Annotated in this window: 16 protein-coding genes; 4 read left to right on the top strand and 12 right to left on the bottom strand. The window is 68.1% G+C overall.

The genetic code is table 11. The features are described 5' to 3' along the window. Position 1: 1 nt before the first annotated feature. From ACIPVB_RS06255 to manA, 4 genes are all read right to left on the bottom strand, one after another. Positions 2-1399: a DUF5719 family protein gene (locus ACIPVB_RS06255; RefSeq protein ID WP_400367654.1), complete on the bottom strand. Its 1398-nt coding sequence runs from the start codon at positions 1397-1399 to the stop codon at positions 2-4. Further along, positions 1396-4239, bottom strand: a complete 2844-nt coding sequence (locus ACIPVB_RS06250) for a glycosyltransferase family 2 protein (RefSeq protein WP_400367653.1) — start codon at positions 4237-4239, stop codon at positions 1396-1398. Before ACIPVB_RS06250 ends, ACIPVB_RS06255 begins: the two co-directional genes overlap by 4 nt. Before the next feature lie 79 nt (positions 4240-4318). Next, positions 4319-4642, bottom strand: a complete 324-nt coding sequence (locus ACIPVB_RS06245; protein WP_400367652.1) for a WhiB family transcriptional regulator — start codon at positions 4640-4642, stop codon at positions 4319-4321. Positions 4643-4785: 143 nt separating this feature from the next. Then, positions 4786-5949: a mannose-6-phosphate isomerase, class I gene (gene manA / locus ACIPVB_RS06240; protein ID WP_400367651.1), complete on the bottom strand. Its 1164-nt coding sequence runs from the start codon at positions 5947-5949 to the stop codon at positions 4786-4788. A gap of 61 nt (positions 5950-6010) precedes the next feature. Here manA and ACIPVB_RS06235 point away from each other — a divergent pair, with 61 nt between their 5' ends. Then, positions 6011-7411 carry an O-antigen ligase family protein gene (locus ACIPVB_RS06235; RefSeq protein WP_400367650.1) on the top strand — a complete coding sequence of 467 codons (1401 nt, stop codon included), beginning with the start codon at positions 6011-6013 and terminating at the stop codon, positions 7409-7411. A 48-nt stretch (positions 7412-7459) separates the two neighbouring features. After that, positions 7460-8461 carry a glycosyltransferase gene (locus ACIPVB_RS06230; RefSeq protein ID WP_400367649.1) on the top strand — a complete coding sequence of 334 codons (1002 nt, stop codon included), beginning with the start codon at positions 7460-7462 and terminating at the stop codon, positions 8459-8461. 275 nt (positions 8462-8736) lie between these two features. Here the strand turns inward: ACIPVB_RS06230 and ACIPVB_RS06225 are convergent, their stop codons facing one another. Continuing rightward, positions 8737-10632: a glycosyltransferase gene (locus ACIPVB_RS06225; RefSeq protein ID WP_400367648.1), complete on the bottom strand. Its 1896-nt coding sequence runs from the start codon at positions 10630-10632 to the stop codon at positions 8737-8739. A 1-nt stretch (position 10633) separates the two neighbouring features. Continuing rightward, positions 10634-11776 (bottom strand): UDP-galactopyranose mutase, encoded by a 1143-nt coding sequence (gene glf / locus ACIPVB_RS06220; protein WP_400367647.1) that lies wholly within the window; start codon positions 11774-11776, stop codon positions 10634-10636. Between the two features lie 177 nt (positions 11777-11953). Here glf and ACIPVB_RS06215 point away from each other — a divergent pair, with 177 nt between their 5' ends. Continuing rightward, positions 11954-12949: a glycosyltransferase gene (locus ACIPVB_RS06215; protein WP_400367646.1), complete on the top strand. Its 996-nt coding sequence runs from the start codon at positions 11954-11956 to the stop codon at positions 12947-12949. On the opposite strand, the gene ACIPVB_RS06210 is transcribed toward ACIPVB_RS06215, so the two are convergent. Beyond that, the gene (locus ACIPVB_RS06210; RefSeq protein WP_400367645.1) at positions 12931-13707 is read right to left on the bottom strand and encodes a glycosyltransferase; all 777 of its coding nucleotides are present in this window, start codon (positions 13705-13707) and stop codon (positions 12931-12933) included. The genes ACIPVB_RS06215 and ACIPVB_RS06210 overlap by 19 nt on opposite strands. A gap of 50 nt (positions 13708-13757) precedes the next feature. Between ACIPVB_RS06210 and ACIPVB_RS06205 the strand changes: the two genes are divergently transcribed. Then, the gene (locus ACIPVB_RS06205) at positions 13758-14639 is read left to right on the top strand and encodes a glycosyltransferase family 2 protein (RefSeq protein ID WP_400367644.1); all 882 of its coding nucleotides are present in this window, start codon (positions 13758-13760) and stop codon (positions 14637-14639) included. Positions 14640-14732: 93 nt separating this feature from the next. Here ACIPVB_RS06205 and ACIPVB_RS06200 read toward each other — a convergent pair whose 3' ends face one another. The 5 genes from ACIPVB_RS06200 to rfbA are packed head-to-tail and all read right to left on the bottom strand — an operon-like array spanning position 14733 to position 19112. Next, the gene (locus ACIPVB_RS06200; protein WP_400367643.1) at positions 14733-15083 is read right to left on the bottom strand and encodes a DUF2304 family protein; all 351 of its coding nucleotides are present in this window, start codon (positions 15081-15083) and stop codon (positions 14733-14735) included. Beyond that, positions 15080-15817, bottom strand: a complete 738-nt coding sequence (locus tag ACIPVB_RS06195) for a glycosyltransferase family 2 protein (protein WP_400367642.1) — start codon at positions 15815-15817, stop codon at positions 15080-15082. The genes ACIPVB_RS06200 and ACIPVB_RS06195 overlap by 4 nt, the downstream gene beginning before the upstream one ends. Before the next feature lies 1 nt (position 15818). Further along, positions 15819-17210 carry a sugar nucleotide-binding protein gene (locus tag ACIPVB_RS06190; protein ID WP_400368193.1) on the bottom strand — a complete coding sequence of 464 codons (1392 nt, stop codon included), beginning with the start codon at positions 17208-17210 and terminating at the stop codon, positions 15819-15821. 34 nt (positions 17211-17244) lie between these two features. Continuing rightward, positions 17245-18243: a dTDP-glucose 4,6-dehydratase gene (gene rfbB, locus ACIPVB_RS06185; RefSeq protein WP_400367641.1), complete on the bottom strand. Its 999-nt coding sequence runs from the start codon at positions 18241-18243 to the stop codon at positions 17245-17247. Next, entirely contained in the window at positions 18243-19112 is an 870-nt protein-coding gene (rfbA, locus tag ACIPVB_RS06180; protein ID WP_400367640.1) for a glucose-1-phosphate thymidylyltransferase RfbA, read from the bottom strand. Before rfbA ends, rfbB begins: the two co-directional genes overlap by 1 nt. Positions 19113-19164 lie beyond the last annotated feature (52 nt).

The following is a 19164-nucleotide window of genomic DNA, read 5'->3' as shown; positions in this document are numbered from 1 at the left end:
CTCAGGGCAGGACGGTCAGCGCCGAGGCCGCGGCATCCGCCGGCCACAGCGGGTAGGACGCCAGCGCTCCCGGCCCCGCGTAGGTCACGGCCGCCCGCACGCCGGCGGTCGTTTCGAGTCGGTAGACCCCGGCGGCCACCGGAACGGCGGCCGTCGCACCGGCCGCGACCGTCGTCGACACGGCATCGCCGCCCGCGACCGGAGTGAGGGTGACGATCGCCTCGGATCCGCTCGCCGCCAGGGCGACGGCGACGTTCGCGCCCGCCCCGTCCGCGACGGCGATCACGCTCGTCGCCTCGATCTGGGGGGCGTCGGCGTACCAGGCGAAGTCCGCCCCCTCGCCGAAGCCCGTCGTCGACCACGTCGCGCCCACCACCGGCGAGGTCGCCGACACCTCGACGGTGTACGCACCCCCCGCGAGTCCGGACAGGTCGAGCGAGGTCGGGAGTCCGGCCGTCAGCGGCACGGCGGTGGGAGCGGGGGCGGATGCCGTGGCATCCAGCGGCAGGACGGTCACCGTCGCAGTGGCGTCGGATCCGGGCGACAGCAGCCGCAGCACGGTGCCCGCCTGGCCCTCGGCGGTGGTGATGACCTGGACGCCGGGCATGACCAGGCGCGTGTCCGCCTGTCGCGCCGGGGCGACCTGGTCGCTGCCGCCGGGCAGCAGCACGCGGGTCAGGCTGGCCTGGAGCGAAGCGTGCACGGGGGCGCCCGAGGACTCGACCCGGACGATCGGGCTCTCCTCGCCCAGCAGCAGACCGGCGAGGGGGACGACCCGTCGCTGACCGGCGGCGACGACGAGGTTCTGCCCGCTCGGCGGGGTCTGGACGCCCTGCGCCCCGTAGACCGACAGCTGCACGGTCGCCGGCACGTCACCCGGGTTGGCGACGACGACGAGGTCGTTGGCGCCCGTGGTGGTCGCGCCGCCCACGAGCCACGACTCGGCGAGCGGTGCGCGGCAGGCCGAGGCCGAGAAGCCGATCAGGTCGGGGGATGCCGCGGTGATCGAGCCCGCCGCGGCGAGCGGCGTGGGGGTGCGATCGCGCGGGGCGGCGCGCAGGGCCTGGGCGTCGCCCGCGGCGTCGGCGGTCGCGCCGCTGAGGGCGCTCGTCACGGCGTCGGCGTCGGCGGGACCGCTGACGATCTGCTGCGAGGCGGCGGCCGTCAGGCCGTTGGCGGAGTCGGCGCTGCGTCCCAGCGCGAGCAACGGACCGTCGCACGCCAGCAGGGTGTCGCTGGCCTCGGGGGTGGCGTCGACCCGGACGGGGGTGGCGGTGTACTGCGGCCAGGGCGCGGCGATCGCCGCGACCGTGCCCACCACCGCGGCCGTGGCGACGGCGGCACCGGCGATCAGGCGGGCGCTCGTGGCGGCGACGCGCACGAGTCGGCGTTCGCTCATCGGGGTCCTCCCGGGGTCGGCCCCACGATGCGGGGCGTACGGCGCGCGGTGCGCCGCGACGCCGCCGTCGGTACGGCCAGCAGCAGGGCCACCACGACGACGCCGAGCGAACCGAGGGCCACGAGGCTCTGCAGACCGACGCGGTGGTCGTCGAGCGGGGCGCGGGGCGCGACGTCGGCGTTGACGCGCCAGAGGTCGCCGCGCGAGGTGGCGCCGACGGGGTCGAGCAGATCGCGCTGGTCCAGCGAAGAGGCGGCGCTGAGACGGTCGCCGCGGATGACGTCGGACTCGCCGTCGGGGGCGGACTCGAGCAGCACGAATGCGATGCCGCGCGCCGCGAGGCGTTCGACGACGTCGTTCGAGGACGGGGTGACCAGGTCGGCGGCGAGGCCGGCGAGCTCGATGTCGCCTTCGTCCGCAGTCGTGCGGGTGGCCTGCACCGTGCTCTGACCCGAGAGGGTCGCGCTGCCACCCCAGACGACCTGCACCCGCAGGCCGTCGCTGCGGGGGTCGAGCACGATCGTGCCGATCGCGAGCGAGCCGCGTCCTTCGGCCGCGACGTACGCCGGAAGGGTCGACACGGGTCCGTCGGTCACCACGGTGCGCCCGCTCCCGGGTCCGGCGGCCGCGGCGGTCAGGGCCGGGGCGACGGCGATCGCCAGCGGCAGCAGGGCCAGGAGCGCACCGATGGGGCGCAGGGCCGAGACCCGCACGTGCACGCCCGCGTCGAGAGCGATGACCGCGGCGCCCACCAGGCCCACCCACGCCAGGCTGAGCCCCGCGCCGGGCCACAGGGCGACGGGAACGGAGTGGTCGAACGACACGGCGATCCCCACCGCGGCGAAGGCCGTCGCCAGCCCCGTGACGGCGATGAAGATGAGACCGGATGCCGCGATCCACCGCGGCGTGAGCACCGACAGCAGCGCGAGCACGGCGAGCGGGGCGATGAGCAGGCCGACCCACCACACCGTCCCGCCGGTGAGGCTCGCCCAGCCGCCGGGGTCGGAGGTGGGAAAGCCCGCCGCCAGCAGGGCGCGGCCGAGCGGGTCGGCGCCGGCTTCGGCGCCGGCGTAGGGCACGCCGGGATCGGCGAGCAGCCCCCAGGGGTTGCCGGCGCGCACCTGCGTCCACACCAGCGGGGCGAAGACCACCGCCGAGGGCACGACGAGCCATATGACGCGTGCGATCCCACGACCGGCGACCAGCGCGACGACCACGAGGGCGGCCGACCACAGCACGACCACCGCGGGCGCGAGCGACGGGGCGCACGCCAGCACCGCGATGAGCAGAACGGATGCCGCTCCCGCCGGCGCCCACGAGCGGTGTGCGACGCTCGCGGCGTAGAACAGCCAGGGCAGCAGCAGGTGTACGAGCACGCCCGCCGGGCGCCCCTCGGTGAGCGCGGCGAGGAAGGTGGGCGCGAGGGCCCAGGCGATGGCCGCGATGATGCGCAGCAGCGCGGACTCGGTGACGCGGGTCGCCGCGAACCAGCCGCCGAGCACGGCGAGCGGCAGCGCGAGCACCCACAGCACCACGAAGACGCGCGAGGGGTCGCCCGGCGACAGCGTGCCCAGCAGCGCGACGATCGCCGAGAACGGGTCGGCCGGGCCGACGGCATCCAGCCCCAGGGGTCGCGCGCCCCAGGCCGCGTCCTGCCAGAGCTGCGTGACCGTCGCGCGCAGAGGCGCGAGTCCTCCCCCGCCGAGGACGGGCCACGCGAGCAGGGGGGCGAACAGCGCCGCCGACACGGCGAGCGCCCCGAGCACGGCCCACGCGCCGCCGCCCGTGAAGAAGTGCAGTTCCGAGCGGACGGGAGCGTCGGGGTCGGCGACATCGCCCTCCCACCGCATGCGCATGTCGGCGCGCGAGACGCGCAGCGGCGCGATGCGCGACCATCCCACGCGCCGCGTGGTGCGGATGCGGCGGCGGGCGCGGGCCACGGCCGCGGGGCGGGCCATCACCAGCAGCGTGGCGCCCCACTCGGGGAGCACGCGGTAGGGCACCTTCGTCACCAGGTGCATGATCGTGCGCCACAGCGCCAGGGGCAGGAACGACAGCCAGTGCAGCAGCACGGTGGGCGCGGGGGCGTAGACCAGACGTCGATGCAACTGCGCGGTGCGGGTGGCGAAGGCGCGTCGTCGCGCGCGGCGGCGGCCCCGTGCCATCGCGGCCACGCCGTCGCCGGCCACCGCCACGCGCGCCGAGGGCACGAGCGAGACGAGGTGACCGGCCAGTCGGGCGCGCACGCCCAGGTCGAGTCCCTCGTCGGCCCCGCCGAGCGCGGGGTCGAGCCCGCCCAGGGCGGTCCAGGCGTCGCGGCGCACGAGCACACCGCGGATGTCGGAGCCGAGCACGTCGGCGTCGGTGTCGCGCTGGCCCTGGTCGAACTCCCCCGCGGCGAGTTCGACGGTACCGCCGTAGCGGTTCATGCTGACGCCGAGCGAGAGGATCGAGTCGCGGTCGTCCCACGCGACAAGCTTGGGAGCGGCCACCACCAGCGGGGGCGACAGCTCGAGGGCCCCCGCCAGGCGCACGAGGGCATCGGGGTCGGGGGCGGTGTCCTGGGCGAGCAGCCAGACGGCGTCGCCGGTGAGCCGGGGCGTGGCGAGGGCGGTCGCCGCGGCGAACGTCGTGCCGGCGGATGCCGTGATCACGCCCTCCGCGCCGGAGGAGGCGGCCAGGCGGGTCAGGGCGGGGTCGGACCCGCACAGGACGATCGTGAGCGCGTCGACCGGTCGGCTCTGCGCCGCGAGGGCGGCGAGGGTGCGTTCCAGGTGGTTCGCTGCGGGCGTGCGTCCTTCGGGACGCACGACGAGGATGGCGTGAACACGGGCGGGCATGACGCGGATCAGCCTAGGCGCGCGTCTTCGCGATCAGGGACGCCGCGCCGTCGCGACGAGGATCGCCCCGTGAACGGGGTCAGGCGCGGCGCTTGAGCTTGCGGCGCTCGCGCTCGCTGAGGCCGCCCCAGATGCCGAAGCGCTCGTCGTTCTGCAACGCGTACTCGAGGCACTCGCTCTTGACGTCGCACGAGGTGCAGATGCGCTTGGCGTCTCGCGTCGAGCCGCCCTTCTCGGGGAAGAACGCCTCGGGGTCGGTCTGCGAGCACAGCGCGTCGGTCTGCCAGGCGAGGGTGTTCTCCTCGGTGGAGTCGATGTCACGGCGGACGCCGGGAACCCCCAGGTCCACCGGATCAACGAACCAGTTGTCCGGGACCCCGGACCGGTACTGCGACGTCGCCATATCGTCCTCCGCCTCGTTCACGCCCCCATGACGCGGTTCCGCGCACTCATAATTACACCGGTGTGATTCCGATTGGTCAAGTCGCGGATCGTAAACCCTCAAGGCCGAGGTGAACCTTCACGCTCCGCCACGGCGTGTCGCGATCACGCTCCGGGCATCGCGACGAAGACCTCGCCCCCGCCGTCGGTCGTCAGCGGCGACTCGTCGGGGGTGACCACGGCGGCCTGTCCGGGCGCCAGCGCGATGCGCGCGCCCGAGGCACCCGTGACCGTGGCCTCGCCCGCGACGCCCAGCACGATCGAGACCCCGTCGAGGTCGAGACGGGCGGGTTCGCCCGCGGCCAGGTGTCCGAGCGCGAAGTCCGCGATCCCGGGCGCGAAAACCTCCGCTCCCTCGCCGGTCGCCGTTGCCCGCAGGAACGGCGGCTCGGCGGGGCGAAAGTCCACGAGCCCGAGCAGCTCGTCCACGTCGATGTGCTTGGGGGTGAGACCGCCACGCAGCACGTTGTCGCTCGCCGCCATGATCTCCACGCCCAGGCCCGCGACGTAGGCGTGCAGCACACCCGCGGGAACGAAGATCGCCTCTCCCCGGCCCAGTTCGACCAGGTTCATCAGCAGGGCCACCACGATGCCCGGGTCGGCCGGATACGCCCGGTGCAGCGACCGCGTCAGCGCCAGCTCGGCGCTGAACCGATCCGAAGAGGCGGATGCCGCGGCATCCACGATCTGTTCGATCTCGGCGGGCTGCGCCGCACCGAGCAGCCAGCCGATGGCGCCGCGCAGGGCCTCGGCGGCATCGGCGGCCGACAGGTGGTCGCGCACCGCCGCGACGGCCGGAGCGTCGCCGAGGGCGTCGAACAGCTCGCGGGTCGCCGCGATGTCGCGCAGCCCCGCGAGGGCGGTGAAGGTCTCGCTCAGCGCGACGATCACCTCGGGCTTGTGGTTGTCGTCCTTGTAGTTGCGATCGCCCGCGTCGCGCGGGACGCCGGCGGCCTCTTCGCGGGCGAAGCCCTCGACCGCCTGCTGCTTCGACGGGTGCACCTGGATCGACAGGGGGGCGCCCGCGGCCAGCAGCTTGAGCAGGTAGGGCAGCTTCGCCGGAACGCCCTGCGCCTCGGCCACGGCCGGGAGCCACCGGTCGAGCGTGCGGCCCGTTCCGTCGTGCACCGCGGCGGGCGAGCCGGGGTGGTCGCCGAACCAGACCTCGGCCTCGGGCGCACCGGTGGGCCGGCGCCCCTCGAGGTCGGCGATGAGCGTCGGGCTGCCCCAGGCGTAGTCGCGGGGCGTGTTCGAGAGGGCGATCAGCACGCGCGACAGCCTACTGGGCACCCCTGCGTCGCCGGATGCCGACGGGTAGCCTGAACACACCATGGCGATGCACACGAACCACCCCGTCTCGGCGCTGCCCACGGCGCCGACACGCGAGACCACCGCGCACCTGCTGCTGCGGGCCTGGTGCGTGTTCCTGCTGGTCCTCGCGCTGGGCGGAGTGGGCCTGGTCAACGCCGTCGGGCCGATCGTCACCGCCGTCGTCGTGGTCGCCTCGGCCATGGTGTCCGCCGTCGTCTGGCTCGTGACGCGCCCCCCGTTCGCCGTGCGGCGCCTGCCGTGGCTCGCCCTCGGCTACCTCGCGTGGGCGACCGCGTCGATCCTGTGGAGCGCGTGGCCCGCGGCATCCGTGCTCACCTGGCTGCTGCTGGTGATCACGACGTTCCAGGGGCTGTTCGTGGGAGCCGTGCTGACCTGGCGCGACGTGGTGCGCGCGGTCGCCTCGGCGGCCAAGTGGATCGTGGGGCTCTCGCTGCTGTTCGAGGTCGCCGTCGCGCTGCTCGTGCGCGGCCCGCTGCTGCCCGGGTTCGTGGCGGCTCCGGCGGGGGCCGACCCCGTCGCCCCGTGGTCGCGCGACAATCTGTTCGACGGCGGGCGCATCCAGGGCGTGTTCGGCAACGCCGACCTGCTCGCCGCCGTCATGCTCGTCGCGATCATCGTCTTCTCCGTGCGGATCGCGGCCGGCGCCCCGCGCCGGGTGCTGCTGTGGGTCTGGATCGCGGTGGCGGCGTTCCTGTTCGTCCGCGCCGGTTCGGCCACGGCGTTCATCGCCGCGGCGTTCGTGGCCCTCGTACTGGGGACCGTCCTGGTCATGCGCACCGCCCGCCGCCCCGGCGAGCGCACCCGCTGGTACGTGCTGTACGCCGCGATCGGCCTGGGCGGCGGGGCCGCGCTGTGGTTCGGCCGCGACACCCTGTTCGGCCTGATCGGACGCGGCGACGACCTGGTCGGGCGCGAGGGCGTCTGGGCCGAGGTGATCGCCCGGGCCGATCAGCATCCGTTCATCGGATGGGGGTTCTCGACGCCCTGGATCGCCACCGAGCCGCTCATCGACGGGTGGATCATCGACGACGGACGGACCGTCGTACAGGCGCACTCGATGTGGCTGGACGCCTACCTGCAGCTCGGCGGGATCGGCGTCCTGCTCCTCGCGCTGGTGTACCTCGCCTACGTGTGGCGGTCGTGGTTCTTCGCCGTCGACCGCCCGCGCTGGGACCTGCGCGACGACCGCCCCCACTCCCCCCTCACGCTGCTGCCGACCCTCATCGGAGCGCTGCTCGTGGTGCAGGGTCTCACCGAGTCGGGACCGCTGCTGCTGTGGGGCTGGATGTTCGTCGTGCTGTTCGGCGCCAAGATCAAGCAGACGCCGCTGGTGGGCGTCGGGCCCAGCGAGCAGAGCATCTCGATCGAGCGGGGCGAGCTGCCGCGGGCGTCCGCGTGACCGCATCCCCCGTGGTCATTCGGGGCCGGCGGTTATGATCGTCGAGCCATGACCTCGAACGACGACGCCAACGCCGCCCTCCAGGGCGAAGCCTTCGACCCGAAGACCGCGACGATCGTCGTCGTCACGTACAACCGCACGAACCTGCTCACGCGCCTGCTCGAGAGCATCGTGCGCATGGATCCCGCGCCCGGCCACCTCGTCATCATCGACAACGCCTCGACCGACGACACCACGGCGGTCGTGGAGTCCTTCCGCGACCGCGTCCCCACCGAGCTCGTCTACCGCCGCCTCGAGACCAACACCGGGGGCTCGGGCGGCTTCAGCGAGGGGATGCGCGTCGCCTACGAGCTGGGGTCCGAATGGATCTGGCTGATGGATGACGACGTCGAGGTCGTCCGCGACGGCCTGGCCCTCATGGGCAAGTGGACCCCGCGGTTCCGCAGCATCCAAGGGCGCCGCTACGACTTCGACGGCAGCGAGTTCTACTGGCAGTACCGGGTCGCCGAGTCACTGGCCATCCCGATCCCCTTCGCCCCGGCGAGCTTCGACGACTCCGGGTTCAAGCCGATGAACTCGGGATGCTTCGAGGGGATGTTCATCCACCGCGACATCGTCGCGAAGATCGGTCTGCCCGACCCCCGCTTCTTCATCTATTGGGACGACCAGCTGTACGGCTGGCTTGCCTCGCGCCAGACCGAGTCGGTCATCGTGAACGAGTTCGTCCTGCGGCGCACCCGCGAGATCAAGCAGTGGGACATGGGCATCCGCCACATGAACGCCTCGAGCGACGCGTACCGGTACTACATCATGCGCAACCGCTCGTACCTGCAGAAGTACTACCGTGCGGTCGGCGTCTACCGACCCGTGCCGTTCGCCCTCGGCACGGCGCTGACCTTCGTCAAGGAGCTCATCCGCCTGGTCGTCGTCGAGCGCAAGGCCAAGGGCACGAGTCACCTGTTCCGGGGGCTTCGCGACGGGCGTGCCATCTCGCGGGACAACTCCTGGAAGCCAATGCCGCCGCTCAAGCCGGTGAAAGCCGACGCGTGATGGGTCCGGCCGCACACCAAACCCTGCGGGCCAGCCAGGCCGCTCCCGAAGTCGCCCCGGCCGCCTAGGCGGGGGATCAGCCCTGGCGAAGGCGTGAGACGGTCATCGTCGCGGGAGGCGGGCTGATCGTCGCGACGCAGTGATCGGGTTGCGTCGGCTGGCGTCATCCGCGACCAGTCAGGGAGGGGTTCCCCACGTCCTCCTCGGCGAGCACGGTGAGGCGGGGCGCAGGGAGTCCTCTCATCGCGCCTCGCCTCGCCGTGCGGTCCGATGCGTCAGCGCTGCGGGTCGTGCAGCAGGGTTGTCCAACTCTTCACGCCGACCAAATCCGGCAGTGCACCCCGATAACGTCGCGACAGACGGTTCCACCGGATCGCCAGCTTGAAGCTCAGCAGCGCTGCGCGCACCAGAGACGCACGCATCTGCTTACGGTCGCGCTGATACCAGGCGACACCGATGCCGTCCGGGGCCGTGACGAGAGCCGAATCTATGTCGGCGAACCGCCACCAAGTGATGTCGGGCGCGGGAATGACCCGCTCCGGATTGCGTCTGCTGCCGGCGGACTCCCGGACGAGGAGCTGACGGAACGACACACGCAGGGCGAGCGCCACGGCTGCGGCCGGGTTTGTCGGCCGACGAACGGCACCGAGCAGAACCCGGGACGAGCGGCGAACAGGCGGAAGCGTCGAAAGATCCTCAACCACCCGGGCATCCACGAAATCAGCTCGCATCCGCCTCACCTCGCCTTGCCTCGACCCGAGCCAGCCCGGAAGATGGGAGGGACCCGCGAATACGTCGTGCAATGCCTGGTGGCGAAGCTTGACCGTAGAGTACTGCAGCATAAAGAGGAGCTTCAGATCACCAAGGAAGACGTGAAGGGGAAGGTAGCCCCCTCGGGGCACATCCGAGTGTAGAAGACCCGTGATGACCCGGTTGCGGTGGATGAAGTACTCCTCCCACGTGCGCGTCGGGTCCTTGTCATGCCACGCGAGATGCCAGACGGCGACGCCGGGCAGGCTCACCGTCGGATAACCGTGGCGCGCGGCACGCAACGAATACTCGATGTCGTCGAACTTGAGGAAGACCGGGAGCGACAGACCAATCTCTTGCATGACGGCGCGCGGGATGAGGCACATCCACCACCCGTTGAAGTCGGCATTCAGACGACGGTGCAGCTCGGGTGTCTCGCGAAGAGTGTCCTCGGCGAAGTCGTGGTCGTACTCGCTGTCGCCCGAGGCGGCCATCCAGGATTTGCGCGTGTTCCACACCTCTCCCTGGGTGTACAGCACCGCTCGCTCGTCGAGGTGCAACATGCCGCCTCCGACGATGGTGGGGGTGATCGCGAAGTCAGCGAAGCGCACCGCCCGTAGGATTGCTTCGGGCTCACTGATGGCGTCGTCGTCGAGGAGGAGCACGTATTCGCTCGACTCCGATGCGAGAGATTCAAGCATGGCCCGCGAGAAACCGCCGGAGCCCCCGAAGTTCGGCTGACGGACGACGTGCAGAAGATCGCCGAGCCGCTCGGCCACCTCGGCGAAGCCCGACTGCTGCTCCAGCAGGTCGGTCCCCTGGTCCACCACGACCACGCGGTCGAGAGCCGCCTGAACATACTCGTTCTCCCCAACCGTCCGAATCTGGTCGAGGCAGTACGTCGGACGGTTGAATGTCGTGATGCCGACGGTCGCCCGCCCGCCTTGCCAATCCTCGTCGACCGCCACCAGCCATTCCGCCTCGACAAGGGTGGCGTCTGCCTGGGCGCACGCGAGATCGAACCAGTAGAAACCACCGTCGACGAATGAACGGATGGGAAGATCGAACTCCACCGTCTCGTCGACAAACTGCTTCGAGGCGACCGCCGAGGAGCGGCCGCGCGCACTCGACTTGTAGACCGAGACCAGACCCTCACCCTCGAGCCGGATGCGGAGTCGCACGTCGCGCACCGAGGTCCAGCGCTGCCAGAAGCTCGCGGGGAACGCGTTGAAGAAAGTGCTCATCGAGACGCGCTTGTGTGCGAACACCCGCACGGAGCGGCGTCCGAGGATTTCATACGCCTCACCGGGCTGGGAACCGTCCCCGGTGCCGGTGTCAACGTATAGCGGGGAGACCTCGGCCACTCCCTCGACGGGGAAGACGACGTTGTTAACCGAGATGCGGCGAGTTGAGTCGGTCATGTCAGGCCTGCGCCAGGGTGTTGTTCCACATCGACAGGGCGGCACCGATGGCCATGTGCATGTCGAGGTATTGGTAGGTGCCGAGGCGTCCGCCGAAGTGGACGTCGCGCTCTCCCTTGGCGAGCTCGCGGTAGGCCAGCAGGCCGGTGCGGTCGTCGGCGGTGTTGACCGGGTAGTAGGGTTCGTCGGCGCGAGTGGCGAAGCGGGAGTATTCGCGGACCACGACGGTCTTGTCGGTCGGGTATCGGTCGGCGCGCTCGGGGTGGAAGTGCTTGAACTCGTGGATGCGCGTGTACGGCACGTCGGCGTCGGCGTAGTTCATGACGCTGGTGCCCTGGAAGTCGCCGATCGGCAGCACCTCTTGCTCGAAGTCGAGCGTGCGCCACGACAGCTCACCCTCGGCGTAGTCGAAGTAGCGGTCGACCGGTCCGGTGTAGACGACCGGAACCTGACCGACCGTGGCCTTCTTGTTCAGCGGCTGCGACTCGTCGAAGTAGTCCGTCGACAGCTTGACCTCGATGTTCGGGTGATCGGCCATCCGCTCGAGCCACGCGGTGTACCCGTCGACGGGCAGGCCCTCCCACGTGTCGTTGAAGTACCGATTGTCGTAGGTGTATCGCACGGGGAGGCGCGAGATCACCTCGGCCGGCAGATCCTTCGGGTCGGTCTGCCACTGCTTCGCGGTGTAATCGCGGATGAACGCCTCATAGAGCGGGCGACCGATCAGCGCGATGCCCTTCTCCTCCAGGTTCGCGGCATCCTTCGCATCGAACTCCCCCGCGAGCTCGGCCACCAGAGCGCGCGCCTGATCGGGGGTGTACGCCGCCTGGAAGAACTGGTTGATCGTGCCCAGGTTGATCGGCAGCGGGAAGACCACGTTCTTATGCGTCGTGTACACGCGGTGGACGTAGTTCGTGAACTGCGTGAAGCGGTTGACGTACTCCCACACCGTCGGGTTGGAAGTGTGGAACAGGTGCGCCCCGTACTGGTGCACCTCGATGCCCGTCTCAGGCTCATTCGCCGAGTAGGCGTTGCCTCCGATGTGATCGCGGCGGTCGATGACCGTCACCTGGCGGCCGGCATCCGCGGCCCGCTCGGCGATCGTGAGACCGAAGAAGCCAGAGCCGACAACGAGAAGATCCATTTATATGCACTCCGAGGTCATGTCCGGGCGCGTGGGAAGACCGCGCCGACCTGGTGGAGTCTAGCCCACGGCCTCGCACGCACCCTGATCACCCCCACCGCGGACGGTCGATCCCGCTCATTAGGCTGTTGCACGTCGCGGCGAGCCCGCGGCTCGGAGAGAACGGACATCTGCATCATGACCTTGTTTCCTCGTCACGATAATCCCGGGATTATCGTCCTTGCCGCCTACAAGCCGGACCCCGACCTCTTCGCGCGGCAGTTGCGTTCCATCCAGGCGCAGACCGTCGCGTCCTACCGTTGCCTGGTCACATCCGACGGCGCACCCGGTGCCACGGAGGCCTTGATGCGATCTGCCATCGGCGATGACCCGCGCTTCGAGATTCTGGGCTTCGACGAACGACTGGGTTTCTACCTCAACTTCGAACGCGGTCTCGCCGCGGTTCCCCGCGACGCTCCGTGGGTCGCGCTCTCCGATCAAGATGATTACTGGTATCCGCAGAAGATCGAGACCCTGCTCCCTCATCTGACGCAATTCGCCGCTGTAGCGGGGCAGGCGCGCGTCATTCAACATCCTTCCGGCAAGGTCGTCATGCACACGACAGGCAGACGCAACGTCGAAGTCGCGGATTTCATGCTCGACAACCAGTACACCGGAGGGCAAATGCTCTTCCGCGCCTCCGTCCTGGAGGTTGCCCTACCGTTTCCACGGCTGCACACCCCCGCTCAGGTCCACGATCATTGGATCGCCGTATGCGCCGCATTCGTGGGCGGCTCCTGCGTCGTCGACTCCGTCATTCAGGACTACGTGCAGCACGGCGGCAATGTGATTGGCGAGAGCACTCCCGGTTTCTCCCCGCGCCGCTCCATTGCGAACGCCCGCCGCATCGCGCAGCGCTACGAAGGGCGATCCGATCTGCGCGGGTTGTCACGAGCGATCTACCGTGTTGGGATCGGATGGCGCGAAACCATGGTGGAGGCACTGTCCGCCCGAGTCTCCACCCATTCGCCCGACCTGGACGCGCTCCGCAGACTGTACGGTCGCGACAGAAAAACGGCACGGACCGCGCTATTCCTCTTCCGCTCCGCGCGGAGAGGCGCCGTCTCCGTGCGGAGCCTGGCAGAGTACCTCGCCGGGGCGGCCCTCTCGCCGATCTACCGGCCGCGACGCTGATGGCGCCGTGCCCGTCGGAGGGCCTCAAGGATGGCGCGGCCCGTCATGATCCGCGCACGCAGCACCACCAAGACCGGTCTGTTTCCCCTCGCTGAGGAATTCGCGTCATGAACCCGACGATCGACCGTGTTCACTTCGAGATGTCGAACTGAATGACGGGCGTTCGCGACGTAACCAATCCACTGATCGTGGGTCTCGGATAGGTATTCCGGGAAAGGTAGGAGGTCGTCGACCAACTCCTTCCGGAATGCCATACAACACCCGTAGTAAGGTCGCGTGCCTACCCACATCCAGAAGATATTGCTGAACCACCGCCCGCTGTCAGATGCCTTCAGCCTCATGCGTTGCACCCGCGTCAATTCCCCCCCGAATGAAGCGAAGTTCGACACGACCAAATCTACGTCATTGAGGGCGGCAACCATGCTCTCGACCCGAGCCGGAATCCATCTGTCGTCTTGGTCGGACAAGAACAGCACCTCGTTCGAAGCCAGGCCGATTGCTTTTTCGAAGGTGCGCACGTAGCCAACGTTGCTCTCATTGATCACAAGCCGGATGCGATTGTCGGCAAAGCGCCTGACCCGATCCACCGTATCGTCGCGAGAACCGTCGTCGATGACGATCAGTTCATCGCCCATCACAAGCTGCGACAGGATCGAGGCAATCTGCTCTTCGATGAAGCGCGCGCCGTTGTAGGCAGCCATGCAGACACTGACTCGAGGTCGGTTGGCGCGCAGGGGGAAGTCAAGAGTTTCATCCACGCCGACCTAGACTATACGTCGGCCATACGCCGAGTTCCTGGAGGTGGGTCTTGACGACCTCGATCGATGTCATGCTGCCCTACTACGGCGACGTCACGCTGATGAAGCTTGCCGCTCAAAGCGTGCTGGACCAGACTTACGAGCACTTCCGCCTCGTCGTCATCGATGACGGATACCCCGACCCCGAGCCGCGGCGATGGTTCGAATCGATGAATGACCCCCGCGTGTCCTACCTACGGAACGAGACCAATCTCGGGGCCAACGGCAACTACCGCCGCGCCGTCGACCTCGTCGAGGCCGATTGGTTCGTCATGATGGGCGCTGACGACGTGATGCGATCTGACTTCCTCAGCCAGGTCGCCGGGGCGATCAGAACGCACGAGGTCGACATCATACAGCCCGCAGTCGACGTCATCGACGAAAATGGCGTCGTCTACACACCGCTCGGCGACCGGGTGAAACGCTTCCTCGCCCCGGACACGTCCTCCGGCTCGGTTCGGATGGGCGGCGAGTCCCTGGCTCGCAGCCTCCTGCGCGGCAACTGGGCTTACTTCCCGTCGCTGGCCTGGCGCACCGAAAAGGTGCGATCCATCGGATTCCGGGACGGTTTCGACGTCGTACAAGACCTTGCGCTCATCCTTGACATCGTCGCGACAGGCGGCCATATGGCCGTGCTGCCGGACGTTGTCTTCGAATACCGCCGTCATTCCGCTTCGGATTCCTCTGTGCGCGCACTCGACGGCCGCCGTTTCGACGAGGAACGTCGATTCTTCCGTGGTGAGCAGGAGCGTTTCGCCGCCCTAGGCTGGCCGCGCGCTGCGCGGGCAGCAAAGCTGCACGTCACGTCACGCCTCAATGCAGCATCAATGTTGCCGAAAGCGCTGAAAGCACAGGGGGCCACCGGAGCCCTTCTGCGGCACGTCATAAGCTGAGCAGAGACGGAAGGCCCCGCCGAGCTGTTCGAGCTCGGCGGGGCCTTTCGTCTATGCCGATCGTCAGCTCCGATCGAGATGGCGACCCGGTGGTCATGGCATGTCCTTCTCGATCTGATCAAGCCTGGCGCCGAGGATCGCAACTTCCTCGGAGAGTCGCCGTGCCTCGTCTTCGCTTTGCGAGAGCTCCCAGGACTGATGAAGTGTCACCCCGAGGAGAACAAAGATTGCGGCCGCGAAGAGAAGGTTCACGGGTATCTGCACGCCAAGGCTCGCGGTCGCTGTTTCCAGAAGACCGGGGAATAGCCCGAGCACCAGCAACAAGACACCTAGAACGAGCCAGAGCACCGCGTATTTCTCGTGCAGACGCCGGGTGAGCAGCATCCAGACCACGACGCTCAGCAGAATGACGGCAAGCAGGATGCCGGCTATGACGATGATCACTCCGCCGCCCCCTTTGGTTCAGTAGTCGATTTGGGCCGCAGCAAAGCGAGGCTCAGCGCGAAGACCGAGCGGAGCAGATAGATGGTCGCGCCAACGGTGCCTTGGCTCGGAGTGCCATGGCTACGCGGACGCATGGCTACGGGAACCTGCGAAACCCTAAGCCCGCGGTGAAGTGCGGCGACTAGCGAGTCGACGGTGTCACCGAGGTACTCGGCCGGGTAGTAACGCACGTACTGCTCAATGGCGCGCGGCCCAGCCGCGCGGAACCCGCTGGTCACGTCGGTGAGACGCACCTTCGCGACGCGAGACACGACGCTCGCCAAAACAATCATCGCCCACCGGCGAGGACCCCGGACCTTATAGTCCCCGACGTCGGCGAAGCGGGCACCAATGCAGATGTCCGCGTTCTCCAGCCCCGCGAGAACTGCTTCGATGTCGGCCGCGTTATGCTGCCCGTCGGCGTCGACCTGGATGGCGCGTTGATATCCGTGCCGGCGCGCATAGGTGAAGCCAGCCCGCATCGCACCACCGACGCCGAGATTGAACGGGAGGGACATGACGATCGCGCCTGCCTCCCGCGCAACTCGCGCAGTGGCGTCCGTGGAGCCGTCATCGACCACGACAATGTCGTAGACAGGACTGGCGGCACGAATTTCCTCCAGAGTGTGCCCGATGCTCGCCATCTCATTCCATGCCGGGACAATGACCAGTACGCGATCAGGACTGACGCCCACGTCAGCTCCCCCCGTCGAGTACCGCTGCGACGGCGGTCGACGCGTCGCGTGTTGTGACGCCCGCCGCGTGGATCTTGTCCAGAGCCAGCTCGCTATTCGATGGGCGCGGCGAGACCGGCGCCGAAGCGTCTCGGAAGTACTCCGCGGTGGACACGCCGGTGACACGTGCGGGGTCCGCGCCGACAGCCTTGAAAACGTCCCTCGCCACGTCCGCCCAGGTTGTGGCGGCGCCCGTCGCGCTGACGTTGTAGACCCCATAGGGCAGACCAGTATCGAGCAGCTGCCGAATGCTGGAAGCTATATCGCTCGCGACCGTCAGCCGGCCCAGCTGATCGTCGACGACCCTCGGGTCGATACCCCGCTCTGCCAGCGAAGCCATCGTTCGGACGAAATTGGCCCCATCGCCGATGACCCAGCTCGTGCGGACGATGTAGTGGCGCGGGACCACCGAGACGACCGCGTCCCCAGCCGCTTTCGTCTGTCCGTAGACGCCGAGAGGGCTCACGGGATCGGTCTCGGTGTACGCGCCCTCCTTTGTGCCATCGAAAACGTAGTCGCTTGAGACGTGCACGAGGGTGATGCCGTGCTGGGTCGCGATGCGAGCGAGGGCTGCCACCGCGGTGACGTTCGCAGCCCATGCCTCGACGCGCCCACCGGGGGTTTCCGCGGCATCCACCTTCGTATAAGCGGCCGCATTGATGATCGTGCCGTAGTCACGCCAGCGCCGGGCGGTCGCGAGCCCAGACGAGGTGAGGTCGAGGTCGTCGCGACTGGCGTAGTCGATCCAGGGGTGGTCGGCGTACTCGGCTCGCAAAGCCCGCCCGAGCTGCCCGTTCGCACCGGTCACGAGCATTTTCTTAGGCGGCATCGGAACCACCTCAGCCAATCGCGGGTGGCTCTTGTCCTTCTCGCTGATCTCGGCCCGCTCTAGCGGGATAGGCCAATCAACCGATGCGGTCTCGTCGGCGAGGTTCAAGAACGTATACGTGGCATCAGGTGACCAATGGTCATTCACTAGGTAGGTGTAGGCGGTGTCGGGCTCAAGCGTCTGGTAGGAGTTGCCGACACCGCGCGGAACAAAGATCGCCTTGGAGGCGTCCAGCTCCGTCGTAAAGACAGCGCCGAACGTATCGCCTTCGCGCAAGTCGACCCACGCGCCGAAGATTCGACCGGTAGCGACAGCGACATATTTGTCCCAGGGCTCGGCGTGGATGCCGCGCGTAGTGCCGACCGCATCGTTGAAAGAGATGTTGTTCTGCACGGGGCCGAAATCAGGCAGGTCGATTCCTTCGGCCGTCATCTTCTTGCGCTGCCAGTTCTCTTTGAACCAGCCGCGGGAATCTCCGTGGACTGGGAGGTCTAGAACGATGAGCCCTGGGATCGGCGTAGTCATACTCGACAGCTGCTTGTCGAAGGCGGTCACGGTGTCACTGGCCCTTCGAGGCGTAGAAGGCTTCGACGCCGTCTTTGGTGGGGGCCCACCAGGCTTCGTTGGCGCGGTACCAGTCGATGGTGGAGGCGAGACCGGATTCGAAGTCGCCGTAGGTGGGTACCCAACCCAACTCGGTACGAAGCTTGGTTGAGTCGATGGCGTAGCGGAGATCGTGGCCGGCGCGATCAGTGACGAGGTCGTACGCGTCGGCTGGCCGGCCGGCTAACTGCAGGATAAGTTCGACAACGGTCTTGTTGTCCTTTTCACCGTCGGCGCCAATGAGGTAGGTCTCACCGATCTCACCCTTGTCCAAAATGGTGAGCACGGCGGAAGAGTGGTCGTCGGCGTGGATCCAGTCCCGTACGTTCTCTCCCGTGCCGTAGAGCTTGGGGCGGATGCCGCGGATGACGTTGGTGATTTGGCGCGGGATGAACTTCTCCACGTGCTGGTAGGGCCCGTAGTTGTTGGAGCAGTTGCTGATGGTGGCCTGCACTCCGAAGGACCGCACCCACGCACGCACGAGCAGATCGGAGCCCGCTTTGGTGGACGAGTACGGCGAAGACGGGTTGTAGGGCGTCTGCTCGGTGAAGCGGGCGGGATCGTCGAGCTCGAGGTCGCCGTAGACCTCATCGGTGGAGATGTGATGGAAGCGCTTCTCGTGGCGGCGAGCTGATTCGAGCAGAGTGTAAGTGCCGATGATGTTGGTGTCCAGGAACGGACGGGGATCGTGCAGCGAGTTGTCGTTGTGCGATTCGGCCGCGTAGTGCACGACGGCGTCGGCTTCAGCGACGAGGGGGTCTACCACCGAGGCGTCGGCGACATCCCCCACGACCAGGCGTACCCGATCCTTCGGCAACCCGGCCAAAGAAGCTCGATTGCCCGCGTAGGTGAGTTTGTCCAGCACCGTCACGGTGTAGTCGGTGTGCTCCACCACGTGGTGGACAAAATTGGATCCGATGAACCCGGCGCCGCCGGTCACGAGAAGATGCGCCATCAGCGGCCTCTTTCCAGAATTTCCAGCAGGTACGTCCCGTACCCGGATTTCACCAGCTTGTTCGCCCGCTCCTGCACCTCAGCATCGCTGAGGAATCCCTGCCGCCACGCGACTTCCTCTGGCACGCCGATGCGCAGCCCCGTCCGCCGCTCGATCGTGCGGACGTAATCGGCCGCGTCGGTCATCTGGTCGAACGTTCCCGTGTCCAACCACGCCGTCCCACGCGGGAGAACCTCGACCTGAAGCTTGCCGCGGCGCAGGTACTCGGCGTTGATGTCAGTAATCTCATACTCACCGCGCGGCGACGGAGCGAGCTCGCGGGCGATGTCGATCACATCGTTGTCGTAGAAGTAAAGCCCCGGTACCGCATAGTTCGACTTCGGCCGCACCGGCTTCTCCTCCAACGACACGGCACGACCGTCGTCAGCGAACTCGACCACCCCGTACGCCGCAGGCTCGGCAACCCAGTACGCAAACACCGCGCCGCCGTCTACATCGGCGTACCGCTTGAGCTGCGAGCCCAACCCCGGCCCGTACAGCAGGTTGTCGCCCAGAACTAGGGCGACCTTGTCGTCGCCGATGAAGTCCGCGCCGATCGTGAACGCCTGCGCCAGACCGTCAGGTGACGGCTGCACGGCGAATTGCAGATCGATCCCGAACTGCGAACCATCGCCCAGCAGACGCTCGAAGAACGGCGCATCGTGCGGGGTCGTGATCACAAGGATCTCGCGGATGCCCGCCAGCATCAGCGTCGACAGCGGGTAATAGACCATCGGCTTGTCGTACACGGGGATGAGCTGCTTCGACACGCCCAAAGTGATCGGATGCAGACGCGTACCAGACCCACCGGCCAAAATAATGCCCTTCACGCGTCAATCGTGCCACACGGAGGGAAGCCAATTTGCGAATTTCGCAGCCTCA

Origin of the sequence: Microbacterium sp. NPDC090007 (assembly GCF_044748345.1) — a bacterium.
Taxonomy (GTDB): Bacteria; Actinomycetota; Actinomycetes; order Actinomycetales; family Microbacteriaceae; genus Microbacterium.
This window is presented reverse-complemented; position numbering and strand designations above follow the sequence as displayed.

What these genes read in the sequence shown, in the direction of transcription:
- ACIPVB_RS06230 (WP_400367649.1), top strand. Translation starts at nt 7,460, where the DNA reads ATGACCTCGAACGACGACGCCAACGCCGCCCTCCAGGGCGAAGCCTTC.
- glf (WP_400367647.1), bottom strand. Translation starts at nt 11,776, where the DNA reads ATGGATCTTCTCGTTGTCGGCTCTGGCTTCTTCGGTCTCACGATCGCC.
- ACIPVB_RS06215 (WP_400367646.1), top strand. Translation starts at nt 11,954, where the DNA reads ATGACCTTGTTTCCTCGTCACGATAATCCCGGGATTATCGTCCTTGCC.
- ACIPVB_RS06250 (WP_400367653.1), bottom strand. Translation starts at nt 4,239, where the DNA reads ATGCCCGCCCGTGTTCACGCCATCCTCGTCGTGCGTCCCGAAGGACGC.
- rfbB (WP_400367641.1), bottom strand. Translation starts at nt 18,243, where the DNA reads ATGGCGCATCTTCTCGTGACCGGCGGCGCCGGGTTCATCGGATCCAAT.
- ACIPVB_RS06225 (WP_400367648.1), bottom strand. Translation starts at nt 10,632, where the DNA reads ATGACCGACTCAACTCGCCGCATCTCGGTTAACAACGTCGTCTTCCCC.
- ACIPVB_RS06235 (WP_400367650.1), top strand. Translation starts at nt 6,011, where the DNA reads ATGGCGATGCACACGAACCACCCCGTCTCGGCGCTGCCCACGGCGCCG.
- ACIPVB_RS06190 (WP_400368193.1), bottom strand. Translation starts at nt 17,210, where the DNA reads ATGACTACGCCGATCCCAGGGCTCATCGTTCTAGACCTCCCAGTCCAC.
- ACIPVB_RS06255 (WP_400367654.1), bottom strand. Translation starts at nt 1,399, where the DNA reads ATGAGCGAACGCCGACTCGTGCGCGTCGCCGCCACGAGCGCCCGCCTG.
- ACIPVB_RS06245 (WP_400367652.1), bottom strand. Translation starts at nt 4,642, where the DNA reads ATGGCGACGTCGCAGTACCGGTCCGGGGTCCCGGACAACTGGTTCGTT.